17 protein-coding genes are annotated in these 18,396 nt (G+C 64.2%); 8 read left to right on the forward strand and 9 right to left on the reverse strand.

The features are described 5' to 3' along the window. Positions 1–2,157: AAA family ATPase (locus GY769_04520; protein ID MCP4201180.1), on the forward strand; the 2,157-nt coding region annotated here is incomplete at its 5' end. After that, a complete protein-coding gene (locus GY769_04525; protein ID MCP4201181.1) occupies positions 2,154–4,736 on the forward strand; it encodes a sigma-70 family RNA polymerase sigma factor in 2,583 nt (860 codons plus the stop codon). The genes GY769_04520 and GY769_04525, both read left to right, overlap by 4 nt. Before the next feature lie 42 nt (positions 4,737–4,778). Here GY769_04525 and GY769_04530 read toward each other — a convergent pair whose 3' ends face one another. The 3 genes from GY769_04530 to GY769_04540 are packed head-to-tail and all read right to left on the reverse strand — an operon-like array spanning position 4,779 to position 7,094. Further along, positions 4,779–5,477, reverse strand: a complete 699-nt coding sequence (locus GY769_04530; protein ID MCP4201182.1) for a porin family protein — start codon at positions 5,475–5,477, stop codon at positions 4,779–4,781. A gap of 11 nt (positions 5,478–5,488) precedes the next feature. Further along, the gene (locus GY769_04535) at positions 5,489–5,995 is read right to left on the reverse strand and encodes a hypothetical protein (protein ID MCP4201183.1); all 507 of its coding nucleotides are present in this window, start codon (positions 5,993–5,995) and stop codon (positions 5,489–5,491) included. A gap of 19 nt (positions 5,996–6,014) precedes the next feature. Then, on the reverse strand, positions 6,015–7,094 hold the full coding sequence (locus GY769_04540; protein MCP4201184.1) for a DUF2807 domain-containing protein: 1,080 nt from the start codon (positions 7,092–7,094) through the stop codon (positions 6,015–6,017). A gap of 342 nt (positions 7,095–7,436) precedes the next feature. Here GY769_04540 and GY769_04545 point away from each other — a divergent pair, with 342 nt between their 5' ends. Further along, complete coding sequence (locus GY769_04545; protein ID MCP4201185.1) at positions 7,437–7,850, forward strand: hypothetical protein; 414 nt, start codon at positions 7,437–7,439, stop codon at positions 7,848–7,850. 24 nt (positions 7,851–7,874) lie between these two features. Here the strand turns inward: GY769_04545 and GY769_04550 are convergent, their stop codons facing one another. Then, positions 7,875–8,300, reverse strand: coding sequence for a CBS domain-containing protein (locus GY769_04550; GenBank protein ID MCP4201186.1), 426 nt, complete (start codon positions 8,298–8,300; stop codon positions 7,875–7,877). 22 nt (positions 8,301–8,322) lie between these two features. Beyond that, a complete protein-coding gene (locus GY769_04555; protein MCP4201187.1) occupies positions 8,323–8,622 on the reverse strand; it encodes a GYD domain-containing protein in 300 nt (99 codons plus the stop codon). A gap of 162 nt (positions 8,623–8,784) precedes the next feature. Between GY769_04555 and ggt the strand changes: the two genes are divergently transcribed. Together ggt and speB are read left to right on the forward strand one after the other, a co-directional pair. Beyond that, positions 8,785–10,503 (forward strand): gamma-glutamyltransferase, encoded by a 1,719-nt coding sequence (ggt, locus tag GY769_04560; GenBank protein ID MCP4201188.1) that lies wholly within the window; start codon positions 8,785–8,787, stop codon positions 10,501–10,503. 23 nt (positions 10,504–10,526) lie between these two features. Continuing rightward, positions 10,527–11,318 carry an agmatinase gene (gene speB / locus GY769_04565; GenBank protein ID MCP4201189.1) on the forward strand — a complete coding sequence of 264 codons (792 nt, stop codon included), beginning with the start codon at positions 10,527–10,529 and terminating at the stop codon, positions 11,316–11,318. Positions 11,319–11,348: 30 nt separating this feature from the next. On the opposite strand, the gene GY769_04570 is transcribed toward speB, so the two are convergent. After that, positions 11,349–12,101, reverse strand: a complete 753-nt coding sequence (locus GY769_04570) for an ABC transporter permease (protein ID MCP4201190.1) — start codon at positions 12,099–12,101, stop codon at positions 11,349–11,351. Positions 12,102–12,122: 21 nt separating this feature from the next. Beyond that, on the reverse strand, positions 12,123–13,037 hold the full coding sequence (locus GY769_04575) for an ABC transporter ATP-binding protein (protein ID MCP4201191.1): 915 nt from the start codon (positions 13,035–13,037) through the stop codon (positions 12,123–12,125). 50 nt (positions 13,038–13,087) lie between these two features. Here GY769_04575 and GY769_04580 point away from each other — a divergent pair, with 50 nt between their 5' ends. The 3 genes from GY769_04580 to GY769_04590 all read left to right on the forward strand — a co-directional run bounded on the left by GY769_04580 (position 13,088) and on the right by GY769_04590 (position 15,367). After that, positions 13,088–14,032 carry a threonine/serine dehydratase gene (locus tag GY769_04580; GenBank protein ID MCP4201192.1) on the forward strand — a complete coding sequence of 315 codons (945 nt, stop codon included), beginning with the start codon at positions 13,088–13,090 and terminating at the stop codon, positions 14,030–14,032. Between the two features lie 105 nt (positions 14,033–14,137). Continuing rightward, positions 14,138–14,428: a GYD domain-containing protein gene (locus GY769_04585; GenBank protein ID MCP4201193.1), complete on the forward strand. Its 291-nt coding sequence runs from the start codon at positions 14,138–14,140 to the stop codon at positions 14,426–14,428. Positions 14,429–14,467: 39 nt separating this feature from the next. After that, positions 14,468–15,367 (forward strand): hypothetical protein, encoded by a 900-nt coding sequence (locus GY769_04590; protein MCP4201194.1) that lies wholly within the window; start codon positions 14,468–14,470, stop codon positions 15,365–15,367. Between the two features lie 8 nt (positions 15,368–15,375). On the opposite strand, the gene GY769_04595 is transcribed toward GY769_04590, so the two are convergent. Both GY769_04595 and GY769_04600 read right to left on the reverse strand, forming a co-directional pair. After that, the gene (locus tag GY769_04595; protein ID MCP4201195.1) at positions 15,376–16,803 is read right to left on the reverse strand and encodes an aspartate aminotransferase family protein; all 1,428 of its coding nucleotides are present in this window, start codon (positions 16,801–16,803) and stop codon (positions 15,376–15,378) included. 5 nt (positions 16,804–16,808) lie between these two features. Next, positions 16,809–18,257, reverse strand: coding sequence for an ABC transporter substrate-binding protein (locus GY769_04600; protein MCP4201196.1), 1,449 nt, complete (start codon positions 18,255–18,257; stop codon positions 16,809–16,811). Between the last annotated feature and the right edge of the window lie 139 nt (positions 18,258–18,396).

Genomic DNA, 18,396 nt, shown 5'->3' on the forward strand with positions numbered 1-18,396 from the left:
CTGGGCATCGCTTACTACGAGCTCGGCCGGTTCGACGCGGCGCTGCAGGCGTTCGAGACCGAAGAACGCCTCGGGGCGATAGCTCAATCTGAGGGAGCGCAAGCGGAGCTCGACCGTTACCGCGCCTCGACGCTCGAAGCACAGACAACCGCGGCCGACGAGGAGGCCGAACGGATCCGAAGTGTCGTCCGCGAGAGCCTGATTGCCGCCGACCGGCTCGAGGGAGAGAACGACCTCGACGGCGCGATCGCCGCTCTCGGACCAGCACTTGCGCTAGCTCCCGAAGACACGCGCGCCCTCGATACGCTTGAGCGGTTGCGCTCAGAGCTGGCCGCCGAGCAGCAACGCCGAGATCTTCAAAAGAGGATCTCCGAGCTCATCGATCGAGGCCGAGATTTGCATGCTCGAGCCCTCTTCGCCGAAGCCTCGAGTGTGTTGCGTCAGGCGCTGAGCCTGGCCGAGAACGCCGAGGCCCGAACCCTCTTCGAAGACGCTCAGCAGCAGCTTCGCGGCCAAATCCAAGCCGACGAGCGTTCACGTTCGGTCGCCCTCGCCCTCTCCGAGGCGGCCGATCTTCAACGTGCGGGCCGGACCGAAGAAGCCCTCGAACGCCTTCAGCCGACTCTGGCGCTCGAGCCCGACAACAGCGAAGCCCTGGCTCTCGAGCGCACCTTGCTGGAGCTGAGGGCGCAAGCGGACCAGGACCGCCTCAGAGGCGAAGCCGTCGAGCGTTTTCTCGCCGAGGGCGAAACGGCACTGGCCACCGGCCGGTTCGAGGACGCTCTGGCGGCGGCCAACCGGGTCCTCGCCGTCGATACCGGCAACCAGACCGCCCTCGATCAGCTCGCCCGCGCCTACCGGGCGATCAACGAGCGCCTGCTGGGCGGGGCCCCCCGGCAAAACTTCCCTCCCGCCATCCGCTTCGCCGACCAGCGTCAGGAGCTCGACGATGGCATGCTCGCTCAGCCGGTGCAACGCCCCGGATTCCGATTGACCGGTGTGGTGATCGACGACTCCGCGGTCACGGTCGAGTTCTTCACCTCCGAAGATCAACCGCTCAAGACCTCTGCCAGCACTCAATCTCTGGGTGATCTCTTCATCACCGAGTTTCAACTCTCGCACCAGCTCCCGCCGGGAATGACGACGCTGAAGTTGGTGACGACCGACGCCGAGAACCTGACCTCGAGTGCCGAATACGCGGTTCTCTACTCGCGGCCGTTCTTCCGCTCGCCCTGGTTCTATGCCGCTCTGGCTGCGAGTCTGGCGGCTGTCGTAGGACTCGCGGGGCTCGCTCGTGCGCGCCGCAGGCGCCGTCTGCACCAGCGCCGCTTCAATCCCTACATGGCCGGCGCGCCGGTTCTCGACGACAAGCTCTTCTTCGGCCGCGAACAGCTTCTCGAGCGAATCCTCCAGACTCTGCACAACAACAGCCTGCTGCTCCACGGTGAGCGCAGGATCGGCAAGACCTCGCTTCAGCACCATCTCAAGAAGCGGCTCGAGGCTATGGAGGATCCTACCTACGAGTTCTTCCCGGTTTACATCGATCTCCAAGGCACGCGGGAAGAGCACTTCTTCGCCACCCTGGGGCAGGAGATCTTCGAAGGGCTGGCTCCAATTCTGAACGGACTCGAGCCACATGCAGCCTTCTCGGAGGCCTACACGTACCGAGATCTGGTCGCCGACCTGCGAGCGATCCTCAAGGCCCTGCACCAACGCAGTAGCAAGTGCGTGCGGCTGGTGTTGCTGATCGACGAGGTCGACGAGCTCAACGCCTACGACCCCAAGGTCAATCAGAAGCTGCGCAGCCTGTTCATGAAGAGCTTCGCCGAGGACCTGGTGGCGGTCGTCTCTGGCGTGGCGATCAAGCGCGAATGGGACCGTGAGGGCAGTCCCTGGTACAACTTCTTCGAGGAGATCGACGTCGGCCCGTTCCAGCCCGAGCACGCCCGAGAATTGGTCGAAAAGCCCATCCGCGGTGTCTTCCAGCTGCAGGACGGCGTCGTCGAGCGCATCGTCGAGCTCACCGGCGGCAGGCCCTACCGGATCCAAAGACTGTGCATGAAGCTGGTCAGCCGCGCCTACGAGTTGAAGCGAGGCGACATCACGGTGGACGACGTCGAGGCGATCGGAGATCCCGGCAGTCGAGGCGTGGCATGAGCCCGGTACCCTTCGTCATCGGTCAATGGGTGCGCGACGAGCGTTTCTACGGCCGCGGCCGTCTCCTTGACGAAGCTCTGAACGGACCCCGCAACGCCCTCTGGGTGCTGGGCACGCGCCGCATCGGCAAGACCTCGCTCTTGAAGCAGCTCGAGCTTCTGAGCTCCACCGAAACCCCGCAACGCTATTTTCCGTTGTTCTGGGATCTGCAGGGGGCCGACGATCCCGAGGAGCTTCGTGCCGGCTTCATCGACGCCCTTCTCGACGCCGAGGAGCGTCTGGAGCAGGCCGGCGTAGCCGCCTCCGAGCTCGAGACGGGCGACCTGTTCACCACGATGGGCCGCCTGCGCAGAAAGCTGCGCTCAAAGGAACTCAAGCTCCTTCTGCTCTGCGACGAGGTGGAAGAGCTGATCAAACTCCACGAGAAAGACCCGGCACTGCTGCGCAAACTGCGCCACGCGATGCTGGCGTCGGACGATGTCCGCTCGGTCCTGGCGTCCACCATACGACTGTGCGTGCTCGCCGATCAGCGCGGCGACACCTCACCATTTCTGCACGGATTCAGCCCACCCGTCTACATCAAGACGCTTTTCGACGAGGAAGCGCGCGCGCTCGTTCGACAGGACCACCTTGCCGCCGAGGCTCGGCCGCGGCTCGAGAGCGAGATCGTCGAGAAGCTGTGCGAGTGCTGCGATAACCATCCCTATCTGCTGCAGCTGGTCGCAAAACGGCTACTCGAGACCGGAGACCTCGATGAAGCCATCGAAGAAGTAGCCGCCGACCAGATGGTGAGCTACTTCTTCTCGGTCGACTTCGACATGCTCACGGAGACCGAGCAGGACATCCTGAGGAGCGTGGCGCGCAACAACTCCGCCGCAAGCGCCTCGCTTCAAGCCAATCTGTCGATCGAAGCGGCCCCGCTCCAGAGTGCGCTTCAGAACCTCCGGAATCTCGGCTTCATTCGGCGCGACGACGAACGTCGGGTGGTCCTGGCCAACTACTTCTTTCGTCGCTGGCTCACCGACCTCACACCCGGTTTCGGTGGTCGCGGCAGCCTCGGGAGCCGTGGGAGCCGTGGCAACCGGGGTGGCAGCTCGAGCACGGAGGTGTTGAACCGAACCAGCGCCCCGACACTGGCCTGGCCGGACACGAAATCGGTGCTCGATGGCCGCTACGAGCTGCGGCGCAAGGTCGGCGAAGGCGCAACCGGAGTGGTCTACGAAGCTCACGATCGCCTGCTCCAGGCACGAATCGCGATCAAGCTCTTGCGCAAGGAGTACGCCGGTAACCGACTGGTGCTCGAGCGCTTCCGCCAGGAAATCCTCCTTTCACGCAATCTGGGACACCCCAATATCCTGCGTCTCTACCATCTGGGCGAGTTCCAGAATCGCGCCTATCTCACTATGCAGTGGGTCGAAGGCCGGACTCTCGCCGACGAAATCTCGTCCGAAGCTCCCCTTCCTCAAGAGAGAGTCGCCTTCGTCGGTACCCGGCTCGCGTCGGCTCTCGAAGCCGCCCACACCCACAATGTCCTCCATCGCGACATCAAGCCCCAGAACGTCCTGCTGGATCGAAGCGACGAACCGCTCGTCACGGACTTCGGCCTGGCGCGACTGCTCGAGGGACCCGGCGTAACGACCGCCGGCGTCTTTCTCGGCACCCCCAACTACGTATCGCCCGAGCAGGCTCGTCTCGAGCCGCTCGATGGGCGTTCGGACCTGTATTCGCTCGGCGTCGTGCTGTTCGAGATGGCGACCGGGCGCTGCCCGTTTCGAGGGGAGAGCGCCAGCGAAGTGCTGGAGATGCATCGCAACCAGCCACCACCCGATCCACGAGACTTCGTTCCCGACCTCACGTCCGAGCTCGCGGCGCTCATCTCGAGCTGCCTGGAAAAGGACCGCGAGCAGCGGATCGCAAATGCGGCCGAGCTCAGACAGGCTCTCGAGCACCTGCTCCCCGGAGGCAGAGCGCCGGATCATTCCGGAGCGGCGATCTCCCAGATCGGCGCGCGATCCTTCGATGACGATGATTCCGTCGATTCAGACGGTGCCGCGAGCCCGAGGCCTCATCCATCGACGGATGAGCTTCTGCCGGTTGTCTACAACGAGCTTCGCCGACTGGCTCGCGGATTCCTCGGCCGTGAACGACCCAACCACACCCTGCAACCCACCGCCCTTGTGCACGAGGCCTACCTGCGGCTCGCCGACCAGAGTCGAGTCGATTGGGCGGGGCGGACGCATTTCTTCGCGGTCGGCGCCAAGATGATGAGACGTCTGCTGATCGATCACGCCCGTGCCCACGGGCGCCTCAAGCGCGGCGGCGATGTTCAAAAGGTAACCCTCCTCGAAGGCCTGACGCCGGATGGCGGCAACGACCTCGGCCTGGACGAGCTGCTGAGCCTCGACGCCGCCCTCGAAGAGCTGGCAGCCGAGAGCCCTCGGCAGGCACTCATCGTCGAGCAGCGATTCTTCGGCGGTCTCACGGTCGAAGAGGTAGCCGAACAGTTGGGCGTGTCGAAGCGAACCGTGGAGGCCGAATGGACGGCGGCCCGAGCCTGGCTGCGCCGAAGGCTGACCTGAATTCAGAGGCGTGACGCAGCCGGGACTCGGGCCGATTCAAACTCAGCCGGCTCGCTGCCCGAAGCGGTAGCCGAAGCCGAAACCGAAGATCGTCGAGTCGTAGTCGCTACCAAGCCTCAGGCCGTCACGATTGCTGCCGTCGATACTGCTCTCGAGATACGTGAGGCTGGTTTCAAACGACCAGCGATTCTGACCAAAGGGAATGCCGAGTCCGAGCGCGGCACCCACCGCGAAGTCCTCGTCGAAGTCCCACTCCGTACTGACCCCGGTCGGCCCGTTGCGAACCGCCAGACTGCCGTACTGAATCATTGCCACCAGCGGACAAACATAAAAGTCGACCCGTTCATCCGGAGTCAGATGGATGTCGAGACCGAGGGTCAGCGGGGTGAAGGTCACCGTGTCGCTGGTCATCCAGCCTGGGTTGCCGGTCCAGCTCGTGCCGGTCTCGACGTCGACTCCGGCTCCACTGAGAATCCCGAGATCGACTCCGAGCCGCGGCGTGAACCGGTACTCTGCGTTGAAGCCCACGCCGGCACCGACATCGAGGTCGAAACTCGAGCCACTGTAGTCATTGGTCCCGCTGGGGGCGTCACTCATGTCGATGGCCGCGGCATAGAAGCGGATCTGCCAGCCCGTGTCGGTTTCCGCCGACGCGCTCGCCGGCAACGCGAGCAAGGCGGCGACGAGCATGCCCGCTGCCAGACCAAATAGGTAGGTCTTGTACGTGTTCATTCGAGTCATGGCTATCCTCCTTATTGCTGGGCGGCCTCGAAGTCGGCCACCAATTGCTCACATCGCGACTCACCGACCGCTCGTCCAGAGATCGCGAGATTGATCGTCACACCCGAGGTGGGTTCGAACGCGTGAGCGGCACCGGCGATCGCACTTTTCGGCCCTCGGGAATCAACGCGGCCCAGACCTTCGATTGTCACCGGCAATCCGGACTCGTCGTCAATGAGATCGAACTCGAAGCCGACCGCCCACTGTTTCTTGGGTCTGTTCTGCTCCGCGACCCGCCACCACGTGCCGCAGTCGCCATCCGTCTCACACAGTTCGTCACGAGTAAACCGAAGGCACCCGGCGTCGAGCTCGTAGGCCTCACTCTGGTCGGATGTGTTACCGAGCGACACCACGAAGTAAGTTCTGCCGGCCGGCACCTTGGCCGCGCTCGCCGGCAGCGCTGTGATCAGGAATCCGACCACAAGCACCACCAGGGTTATTGGAACGCACCATCTCATCGGGTTATGTCTTTTCTTCATTACCATCTCCTTTGTTTTTCTAGCCGATCTTCCGAAGCGTCGAAACGAAGTCGACCGTGACGTCGACCGTGGGGTTGCCGATGTACTCGAGCGTGGCGCCTCCGGTGACGCTGCCTCGCAGGGTGTTGCTCACGCGAACGACCGCGGAGCTGGGCCCCGTGACGTCGATCTCGACCCTTCGGCTCGAAAGATCGCGAGCATCGTAGCGGCTGACCCCTGCGATTGCGACCTTCTGAACATCGGCTCGGCCCGCTGCGGTCACGGCGGAAACACCGCTGATGTTGACGTCGAACCGATCGGTGTCGAGGCCGGGAATATCGACTCCAAGCACGCCCGAAAGAGTCAGCTCATCGAAGTCACGCACGGTGATCTCGAAGCGAATGTTGTCGATATTGTTGTCGTGGGTTCTGAACCGCCCGCTCGAGCCGAGGATCAGAAGGCCATCGCGCACTTCCGACGTCAGGATCGGCAAGATATTGTCGGACGCGGTGATTCGGAGGGACTCGTTCGCCCCGTGCCGAATCTCGACCAAACCGACGCCACTCGCCACCAGGCCGTGAAAGTCACCGACTTCGCGCTCCTCGGTCACCAGGTTGCCGGAGCCGACGATGACGGGTCCGTCATCTGCGTCCGGCGAGTCTTCGAGCAGGTCCAGACACTCGGCCTTGCCCACTTCCCGGGCCGCGACGGCGAAGTTGACGCCCGGTTCCTCGCCATCGACCGAGCTGAACTTGCCGGTGCCGGCCAGCGAGCTCCGCTTGCCCCGGGTGTCCAGGCGGGCCATTCCGTCCAGCTGCATGAGGTCGCCGTCGGAGACCGTCGTCAGATCGAACGACAGCCCCATCTCTCGCCTGATACCGGCCGTCGGAGCCCAGGAACCGCAGATCCGGCCGTCGAGTGTGCAGAGCCTCTCCTCGTGAAACTCGAAGCACTGCGTCTGCATGTCGTAGCCGGTATCGAGGCCCATGGCGACGGTGTAGTAGGTCCGGCCGATGGGCGGCCGGGCGGCCTCGGCGGGCTCGGCCAGAGCACCGACCGCACCCAGCGCCACCAAAACCAACAAGCACCAGCGAATGTGGTTCATTGAAACGGTTCTCATTTCGGTTTCTCCTTTACTTCCTTTACTTTTCTGTTGATGAGCAGATTCGTCTCGACGATTGGCCTTCAATAGGGAACGCGCCGTCGGAATCGTCAGCCCGCAGGGTGATGTACCCGCCCGGCAGGGCGCTTCTGGCAGCTCGCTGCGGAGTTTCCGACCCAACGTCGCGTTGTAGACGAGGGGGAATCATGTCTACGCACCGTGTCCTCGGCAACAGGCGGATCAAAGTCACCCACTGACGCCTAGCTCCTGTCCGCCCGCGCCCGGCTTCGGAATCCGGAGGTTGACGAAGTCCGCGCCGAGCGGTTTACTAGGACACGAGTCGAGACAAGGAGGCGCGAGATGGCAGCTACGATTCGCCGAGTCGACTATTTCTACGCGACGGTCAAGGACCGGCCGGGGGCCGCCTACACTCTGCTGGCGTCGCTGGCCGAAAGCGAGGTCAATCTGCTGGCCTTCAGCGCCGTGCCCAGCGGCCCGGCCAGCGCTCAGCTGACTCTATTTCCCGAGAACAGCGAGGCCCTGGTGCGCGCCGCCGGGAGCTCCGGAGTGGTCCTCGCCGGCCCCGAGCACGCGATCCTGGTCCAGGGCGACGACGAGCTCGGGGCTCTGGCGGCCGTCCATCGTAGGCTCTACGACGCCAACGTCGACGTCTATACATCGACCGGCGTCGCGGGCGGCTCCGGACACTACGGCTATCTGATCTACGTTCGTTCCGGCCAGTTCGAAGACGCCGCGCGCGCCCTCGGCATCTGACACGCAGGCGGTCTTCCGACAGCGCTAGGCGACGTCGTCGCCCCCGACCGGGAACTCGGAGCGCAGGTACTCACCGAGACAGCGGCAGGCGTCGGTCGAAGTGAAGATACCCGCGAGCCGGCCCTCTTTGACCACCAAGGCCGAGCCCAGATGGCGATCCGCCATCTTCAGAACGACGTTATCGAGAGGTTCCTCGAGGCCAACGATATAGGCCTCGCCGATGGGCGCGTCGCGGACCTTGGGCCGGCTCGCCGACTGCTTGCCGCGCTCGGCGACCTCGCCCACTAACCGCTCGCTCAGAACGCCCACTAGCTCGCCGCCTTCGACCACCGGAAGATGCCGGAACTCGTGCTCACGCATCATCTCGGCGGCCGCGGTCAGCGGCTCGTCGATTCCGATGGAGTACGGAAACGGCGTCATCACGCTCTTGACGGTGGGAATCCTCTTCATCCGCGAGCCTCTTCGCTCCCAGCTACGTCACCTCGTCCATCAGCTCGAGGTAGCGATCATAGGGCAGCGCCTCCCAGCTTTCCGCCATGAGCGCCCCCTCGGCCCGAGAGACGAGTGACACCTTGTGGGCCGTCTCGACGTCCGGGGCTTCGTAGATGTTCATGAAGTCGTAGGGCCCCAGAAGAGCGTAGGAGGCGATCCACTTGACCTCCGGACACGCCTTGTTGACCTTCTCGAGCCACTCCTTGCCCGACTTTACCCGGGCCTCGGCGTCCTTCAGCTGCTCCGGTTGGAGGCGCGTCATGAGAACGAATGTCGACATGGCATTCTCCTTTCGTGATGTTCCCGTTCAGTCTATTGCACCGTGGATACCCGCGCCCCGCCCGTCCGGGTCGGGTCACGCGCTAGACTCGGCGTCCGTTCCCTCGCCACGTGCGACTTCAGGAGGCCGGCCGCGGGACACCCCACCATAGGGCTCGAGACCATGAAAAGAACGAATCTCCGCCGAGCTCTGTCGCTCGCTCTCTTCTGGCTGGCTCTTGCGAGCTCGCTTCAAGCCCAGACCCGGCCGTCGAGACCGGCCGATCGAGGCCTGGTGGTAAGCGACCATCATCTGGCTTCCGAAGTCGGTCGCGAGGCCCTGCGCCGGGGGGGCAACGCGATCGACGCTGCCGTCGCCACGGCTTTCGCTCTCGCGGTCACCCACCCCTCGGCGGGCAATATCGGGGGCGGCGGTTTTCTCGTCTATCACGGCGCCGACGGCGAAGTGACCAGCTTCAACTTCCGCGAGAAGGCCCCACTGGCGGCGTCCGCCACCATGTATGTCGATCCCAGCGGCGAGGTGCGCGCCAACTCGAACACCGATGGCCCGCTCTCGGTCGGCGTGCCGGGCACCGTCGCCGGGCTCTGGCTAGCCCACCAGAAGCTCGGAAGCCTCGAGTGGAGAAGCCTCGTCCAGCCTGCCGTGGATCTGGCTCGAGAGGGCTTTCCGGTGTCCTGGGAGCTCAAGCCCTTCATGGAGAACGTCGCCGCGGTCGAGCACCCCTGGTACGACGAAACCCGCCGGGTCTTCCTCGACGACGGCAAACCGTATGACGCCGGTGCGATCTTCACCCAGCCCGACCTGGCGCGCAGCCTCGAGCGCGTTCGAGACCAGGGGCAAGACGGCTTCTATCGTGGCGAAACTGCGAAGCTACTTGGCGACTTCATGGAGAAACACGGCGGCCTGATCACCGAGGAGGACCTCATCCGGTACACGGCCACCGAGCAGAAGCCGGTTCGCGGCACCTATCGAGGCTACGACGTCTACGGCATGGCTCCGCCGTCGAGCGGCGGCATCGCGACTATCGAGATGCTCAACGTGCTCGAAGCCTTCGACCTCGAAGCCCTCGGGCACAACAGCGCCGCCTACGTTCACCTGCTGGCGGAAGCCATGCGGCGCGCGTTTGCCGACCGCGCCGAGCATCTGGGGGATCCGGCGTTCAATCCCGACCAACCGGTTGCGCGTCTGCTGTCCAAGGATCACGCGGCGGCGCTCCGGGGGACAATCGATCCCGAGAGAGCCTCGCCGAGCTCGATCGAGGAATTCTCGGCCGCCTACCTGGGGCACACCGAGAGCGAGGAAACCACGCACTTCTCGATCGTGGATGCCGACGGCAATGTGGTGGCGCTGACCTACACCATCGAGGCCTGGTACGGATCGCGGATGGTGGTCGAGGGCGCCGGGTTTCTACTCAACAACGAGATGGGCGACTTCAACCCGCTTCCCGGAACGACCACCGACCGCGGGTTGATCGGGACCGATCCCAACCTGACCGCGCCCGGGAAGAGAATGCTGTCTTCAATGAGCCCAACGATCATCGCCAAGGACGGCAAGCCGTATCTGGTGATCGGCAGTCCCGGAGGCCGCACCATCATCAACACGGTTCTCCAGGTGATCCTGAACGTTCTCGACTACGAAATGAACATCGCCGAGGCCATCGCCGCGCCGCGCGTCCACCATCAGTGGCTGCCGGACGAGCTCCGAATCGAGAAGTGGGGCCTGTCACCCGATTCGAAGGCCCTGCTCGAGGCCAGGGGACATCGCCTGGTCGAGCGCCGGGCGCAGGGCCGCGCCCACGGTATTCGCATCGACCTGGAGACCGGCAGGCGATACGCCGCATCCGACCCGCGCGCCTACAACGGCGCCGCGGCGGGCGACTAGGGACCCGGTCTCCGAAGCCTCCGATGCCGACAGTCTCACTCCTCGGCCTGCCCACCGACGCGGCTTCGAGCTTCACCCGCGGCGCCGCCGAAGGGCCGGCGGCGATTCGTGCGGCGCTCTACTCGGACTCCTCCAACCTCACGACCGAGACCGGTGTCGATCTCGGCGCCAGCGACGGCTGGCGCGATTTGGGAGACCTCGAGTCGACCGGTGTCCAGCCGACGCGCAACGAGATCGAGTGCGCCGTCGCTGGAGAACTGGACGCAGGTAGTCGCGTTCTCGGCCTGGGAGGCGACCACAGCGTCACCTACCCGATCTTGCGGGCGCATCGAAGACATCATGAGCCCCTAACGGTCGTCCAGATCGACGCTCACCCCGATCTCTACGACAGCTTCGAAGGCGACCGTTTCTCCCACGCCTGCCCCTTCGCCAGAGTCATGGAAGAGGGACTTGCCACTCGTCTGGTCCAGGTTGGGATCCGAGCCGCCAACCGGCATCAATGTGAACAGGCCGAGCGCTTCGGCGTCGAGATGGTGCCGCGGCAAAGTTGGCTGGATCTCGAATCCCTCGAGCTCGAACCGCCCGTCTATCTGTCGATCGACCTCGACGGGCTCGATCCGGCCTTCGCGCCCGGGGTCTCCCACCCGGAAGCCGGCGGCCTGAGCACTGGTGAGGTCCTGGAGGTGATCTGGCGCCTGCCGGGGCTCGTCGGCGCCGATGTCGTCGAGCTCAATCCGGCGCGCGACGCCGCCGGCGTCACCGCCGCCGCCGCCGGCAAGCTGGTCAAGGAGCTCCTCGGGCGACTGCTGACCTGATTTTCGCCACCAGGCGGGAGTTGCGCCGGCTCACTCCCAGCGAAAGACGCGCTTCGAGATCGCCGAGCAGATCACCAGATTGGCGATCAGGGCCAGAATCGCGACCCAGTGGGCGGCCCAGCCGTCCCCGGCCCATAGGCCGCGCAGCAGGCTCACGCCGTGCGTGATCGGAGAAGCCAAAGCGACCGCCTGCCAGGCCTCGGGCAGGATCCGGATCGGGAAGAAAAGCCCCGAGATTGAAAGCAATGCATACAGAAGGATCGAGCCGATGGGCTGGGCGAAGCGAGCCGTCCGGACGACCGAGGCCAGAATGAATCCCAGTGAGAGCAGGCTCACGCTGACCAGAATCACTCCCAGAAAGAAGCTCGTCGGCGCCGGTGGAGGCGGTCCCGAGTAGAACCGGCGTCCCGCCACCACCATGAGCGCCAAGGTCACCGAGGTCAGCACCAACTTGACCACGACGTGGGTGCTCAGAATCACCAACGGTGACAGAGGTGTCGCTTTGAGGCGCTTCAGGATCCCGCCCTCGCGGTAAATCGCGATGATCGTGGTCAACGAGAGGACGGCTCCGATGACGATGAAGATCACGACGAAGATGGGAAGATCTACCGAGACGAATCTCGGCGCCCGCGTCTCGCCCCGGAACAGACGTCCCAGAACGATGAACAGGATGACCGGAATCAGAACGGTTCCAATCGCTCCCATCGGCTCGCGCAGAAAGATCTTGACCTCCACCCAGGTGAGTTTTCCAAGGTGGGCGAGGTGGGCCGCGTGGCGGAACATCAACTTCACCGATCTCCGGAGTCAGTCACGAATCGAGTGCCCCGTCAGCTTGAGAAACACATCTTCCAGGTTGGGCGTTTCGGTCCGGAGGTCCTTGACCCGAATCCGATGCTCCGCGATGCATTCGATCACTCTGGAGATGAAATCCGGGCCGGTCCCGACCAGATGAAAGCGCCCATCCATGACTTCGACCGTGGCGACTCCGGGGATGCCCGAGAACGCTTCCGCGCTAACCTCGTCGTCGCTCGATAGGAACACCGCTCGCTCCGGACAGTGCCTGGTGACAAGCTCCTCGGCGGTGCCAAGCTCGATCAGGCGACCGTGCTCGATCACCGCCACCCGGTCGCACAGACGCTCGGCCTCCTCCATCAGATGGGTGGTGAGAAAGACCGTCTTGCCGCGCTCCTTGATGCCCAGGACCAGCTCCCAGATCGTGCGGCGCGCCTGCGGATCGAGACCGGTTGTGAGCTCATCCACAAAGACCAGCTCAGGGTCGTTGATCAGGGCCAGGGCGATGAAGAGTCTTTGCTTCTGGCCTCCCGACAGGTTCATGAACCTGGCATTGCGCTTTTCCGCGAGTCCCAGCTCTTCCAGTAGCCTTTCACCATCGACGGCTGTGGAGAACAAGGTCGTCCAGAGATCGACCGCCTCCCAGACCTTGATTCGCTTCTGAAGCTGCGCTTCCTGCAGCTGGACACCTATCCGCTGCAGAAGATCGGAAGACCGAGCTTGCGGATCGCACCCGAGAACCCGGATGCGTCCCGAGTCCGGATCGCGCACACCCTCGACGCACTCCATCGTCGTCGTCTTGCCGGCGCCGTTGGGCCCCAGGAGCCCGAAGATCTCGCCCTCCTCCACGCTGAACGAAACACCGTCCACGGCGGTCAGAGAGCCATAGGTCTTCCTAAGATCCGAAACCTCTACGACGGGAGTCACGGGCGCTAGATTACTTCAAGCCCGGTAGGTGTAGCATCCGGCGCGTGGACCTGCGACAAGAAGTAGAGGCCGCCGCAAAGAGGATCGCCGGACGGGTCCGGCTGACCCCCGTCGAAACCTCTCCAGCGCTGGCGGAGGCAGGTGCCCGCACGGTCTGGCTCAAACTCGAGAACCTGCAACTCACCGGCTCCTTCAAGCTTCGGGGCGCCACCAACAAGATCCTGTCGCTCAGCGAAGACGAGCGCGAGCGCGGCGTCGTGGCCGCGTCTTCGGGGAATCATGGCGCCGCCGTCGCCTGCGCCGCGGCCGCCGCCGGTTGCCGAGCACTCGTCTTCGTGCCGGAAGGCGCGGCCGGCTCCAAGGTCGCCGCGATTCGCTCGTGGGGTGCGGAGGTTCGAAGCCACGGCAACGACTCCCTGCTCGCCGAGATCGAGGCGCGCCGGCACGCGGCCGTCGAGGGGATGACCTATCTTTCCCCCTATAACGATCCGGCTGTCGTCGCCGGCCAGGGCACGCTCGGCGCCGAGCTGGTGCAACAGATCGAACGACTCGACGCGGTCTTCTTGGCTCTTGGCGGCGGCGGCCTCATAGGAGGAGTCGGTGGTTATCTCAAGAGCGTCTGGCCGAGCCTGCGCGTCATCGCCTGTTCCCCCGAGAATTCACCGGTGATGCACGCCTCCCTGAAAGCCGGCAAGATCCTCGAGATGGAGTCGCTACCGACGCTGTCCGATGGCACGGCTGGAGGAGTCGAGACCGGTGCCATCACTTTCGCTCTGTGCCGCGAGATCATCGATGAGTCGTGGGTGGTCAGCGAAGACGAGATCCGCGAAGCCCTGAAGCTGATCCTCGGATCCCACCACACGCTCGTCGAGGGAGCCGCCGGCGTCGCGGTGGCGGGCTATCTCGCCAACCGCGAGCGTTTTGCCGGCATGAACGTCGCCATCGTCCTGTGCGGCGCCAACATCGACCTCGGCGTTCTCAAGGAGATCCTGTAATCGGGGTCTCACGACCCGGTTGCGGGAACGTCGGGAAGCGGCCAGAACTGCAGGCTAGGATCAGCCGTACAAGAGTGAACCGAACGAAACCGAAAGGGACCGCCTATGGCCACATTCATCGTGCTGCTCGACTACACCGACCAGGGAATTCGTAACCTCAGGAACTCGCCGCAGCGAGCCGACGCTTTCAGTGAGTTCGCCGAGAAGGGCGGCGTCTCGATCGTAGGCCAGTACTGGACCATCGGCAGCCACGACGGCGTCCTGATCATGGAGGCGCCGACCGAGGAGAAGGCGGCCTCCGTACTCCTCCACCTCGGCGCCAGTGGCAACGTTCGCACCACGACGCTGCGAGCATTCGACTGGGCCGAGGCCCAGGACCTGATAAGCGCAGACTGAGCGACCCGAGGACCATTCGATGACATTCCGCGCTTTCATTTGGGTCGGGTTTCTTCTGACGTTCCCCGTTCTCGCCCAGAACGAACCCACCGAGCCGGTCTTCCCGGTCGAAGCCGAGCTTGTCGCCGACGAACCGCTATCCGATACCACCGAGCTCGGAGTCCGATATCTCGCCAACGAGGGTTTCCTGGTCGAGGGCGGAGGCCGGCGCGTGCTCGTGGATGGTCTGTTTGGAACAGGTATCAGCGGCTACCCCGCCGTCCCGGAGAAACTACGAAGTCAACTCGAGAACGGAGCCGAGAATGGGGCAATGTCGAGATCGCACTCGCGACTCACTACCATGGCGACCATTTCGACCCCGACGCCGTCGCGCGGTTCCTCGTGGCCAATCCCGAGGCCGTCTTCATCTCGACACCGCAGGCGGTCGAACGCCTCCGCGCGCGGCTGCGAGGCTACGGGCAGAAAACGGGCGACCTCCTGGCTCGCGTCCGAGCCGTCCTGCCGGCCGAAGGCGCGATCGAGCATCTGGAGATCGACGGGATCAACATCCAAATACTGAACCTCCATCACGGCCGACGGACTCTGCCGGTGGAGAACCTGGGGTTCGTCGTCACGCTCGGCGACCAGCGGTTCCTCCACTTCGGGGACACCGAAGCCAAGATGGCAGGCTTCGAGCCGTATCTCGACTTGCTACGCGACGTCGATCTCGCGCTTCTGCCCTTCTGGTTTCTCTCCAGCGACTGGCGCGCCGAGATGGTTCGGAACCTCATTCAACCGGATGACATCGTCGTCGCCCATCTGCCCACACCGGACGCCGATGCCGGTCACTTCGGCCGCTGGCAGAGCCACGAGAATCTCGTCGGAGTCATCGAGAGGGCATTCCCGCGGGCACGCACTCCCCGGCGCTCGGACGAGAGCTACCGCTTCGACGACGACTGACCGTCGACCTACCCTCGCAAGCCTCTGGCGATCTCGCAGATCGCGGCGAAGGCGACCTCCACGTCCTCAGCGCGAGCCTCGAATTGCCCGGCGACAAAGCGGATCGCCAGCTTGCCGTCGTGTGAAGTTTGAGTCAGATAGATGCGGCCGTCGTCGTTGATGGCCTCGAGCAAGCTCAGATTGAGCTGATCCGGATCCCAGGCCGAACCCTCCCCGGGCTCGCCCGGCAGGTAACGAAACGAGAACAACGACAGGATCGGCGGCGTCACGATCTCGAAGTCCGGTTCTGCGGCCAGGCGTTTGGCGAGATCGCGAGCCCAGGTCACGTGATTGCGGATCCGGCGGCGCAACCCTTCCAGACCGTAGGCCCGCAAGAGAAACCAGACCTTGAGCGCCCGAAAGCGGCGGCCCAGCTGCACCGACCATTCACTGAAGTTGACGATACCGTCCCGACCGTAGGTCTTGAGATACTCGGGCTGCATCGCCAGCGTGCGCAGGAGGGTCTCGGGCTCGCGCACGAAGTGCGCCGAGCATTCCATCGACGCGCCCAGCCACTTGTGGGGATTGAGAACAATCGAGTCCGCGAGCTCGACACCGGACCACAGCTGCCGAAACTCGGGACAGATCATGGCGGATCCGGCCCACGCGGCATCCACATGAGAGTAGAGACTCTCTTCGCGTGCGACCTCACAGACCGCCGCCACGTCGTCCGTGGCACCGATCGAGGTACCGCCAACGCACACCACGATTCCGGCCGGCAGCAGACCGTTCTCGCGATCTCGCTTGATCGACTCGCGTAGAAAGCCCACGTCCATGGCGAAGTTTTCGTCCGTCGGTACCTTGACCAGGTTGTCCTGCCCGATGCCGGCGATCCAAACAGCTTTGTCGATCGAGCTGTGAGTCCGGGTCGACGCGTACACGCGAACTCCCGGCTTGCCCGATAGTCCCTCTTGGTTGCCCTGCCACCGAAGGGCCCGCTCGCGCATCGCCAGCACCGCACACAGCGTCGCCGACGACGCCGTATCCTGAAGCACGCCCTTGAAGCTATCCGGCAAGCCGACGGCCTGGCGCAGCCAATCGACCATCTTGACCTCGAGCTCGGTGGCCGCGGGCGAAGTCTGCCAGAGCATGCACTGCGCGGCCATGGCGCTCGCGAGCTGCTCGGCAACGACCGCTGCCGGTGCGGCGTTGCTCGGAAAGTACGCGAAGAAGCGTGGATGCTGCCAGTGGGTCATGCCCGCCGGGACGATCCGCTCGAAATCCGCGAAGATCTCTTCCATCCTCTGCGGCTCCTCCGGCGGCGCCGCCTCGATGAGGTCCGCGATCTCCCCAGGATCCACCTGCGCTCGGACCGGCCGCTCGGACAACGACTCGTAGTAGTCCGCGGCCCAGTCCGTAGCCCGGTGAGCCCAGTGCCGAAAATCCTGTTTCCGCATGCCGATCAGGTCAGGGAATCCACCAACTCCAGGCGGGAAAAATACGGGATCCCCAGCACCGGCGGCTCGAAATTGCGTACGTTCCACGTGTGGACGAAGGCAATCGAGCCGTTGATGAGAGGAAAGACCGGCACTTCTTCCGCCGCCAGCTTCAAGACCTCGTGCTGGTTGGCTTCGGTCGGCTCACGCCTGAGCCTGGCCAGCGCTTCGTCCACCGCCGAATGCCGCCACCGCCCCAGGTTGGCATGAACCGAGATCGGCCGGTCGGGGCTGGGGATCGACTCCGAGGAGAGAAGCGACTCGAGGAAATCCGCGGGATCCGGAGTGTCTGCGAGCCAGCCCGACAACACCATGTCGTAGTCCCCCGCCGCCACCACCTGGTAGTACTCCTTGCTGTCGCGGGTCATCCGGATGTCGACCTCGATGCCGATCTCGGCGAGCTGGGTCGCGATGTACTCGGCACTCGCCTGCGGGTGAGGCAGGTAGGGCCGCGGCCCGAAGATCACCAGCAGCCTCAGCCGCTTGGGCGCATTCGGGCCGACTTCCTCGATCAGAGCCCTGGCCTTGGTCGGATCGAACTTAATGTTGTCGCGCCAACCACTCATGATCGACGGCAGGATGCTCTTCGCGGTATGGGCCAGAGCGTGGAGGTGCGATCTCCGGGTGAGCTCGAGACGATCAATAACTCCCGCGATGGCCCGGCGCACCTTCGGGTCCTGCAGACCCGATCGTTCAGTATTGAAGTAAAGCAGTGCGGTCGAGTTTCCGAGCTCGAAAAACTTGCGCACGTTCTTGAGCTGTTTGACGTCGTCGCGATGCAGAACATTGCTGAAGTTCATCTCTCCGCTTTCGAGCGCCGAGACGAGTGCGCTGGGACGACCGTCGGCGTCGGGCGGGTAGCACTTGAAGACGAGCTCCTCGATCTGAGTTTGAGTCGTGTTGTGCGGGTTGCGGACTAGACGCATGACCTCTGGTGTCGCGTCGGGGGCACGCATGTAAGGACCCGTGCCGACGAGCTCACCCACTCTCTCCAGGGTCACACCGGTGAAGTTCTGGGTCAGGACCAAATCGAAGCGAGCGTTGAGCCGCTTCAGGCGAAAGACCACACGGTCGCCGTCCGCCTCGACCTCGGCATGCTCTCTCAAGGGGGCCGCCCTGGTCAGGGAGTTCGCGATATGGCCCGCCGTCAACGGTGTTCCGTCCGAGAATCGGACTCCGGGTCGAACCGGAGCGGACATTACGAGACCATCGGCCCCAGCTTCCAGAGGCTCCGAGAAAAGCAGGGGCGTTGCGGCCTCGCTTTTCATCGGACTGGCGTATGGGGTGTCGAAGATCTGGGTCACCACCATGGCGCTGACGAAGTCCTGCGCTTGGAGGGGATTGAGGCTCTGAACTGGCGAGATGAGTCCGACGCTGAGCGTCTTGCTGGCAGCCGCGGGCGATTCGTTGGACATGCGTGGCTCCTCCGTTCTCACCGAGATGATACTCCCGTCACTGTGTTCTCGGCGGACTTCGACCGCCGACCGGTCGGCTCGTGCCTCGTGCCGGGACTGAACGAGTCTCCGTCGAGCCGAACGGCGCCCGCTCACGGGG

This window comes from bacterium (genome assembly GCA_024224155.1).
In the GTDB taxonomy this organism is placed as follows: Bacteria; Acidobacteriota; Thermoanaerobaculia; order Multivoradales; family JAHEKO01; genus CALZIK01.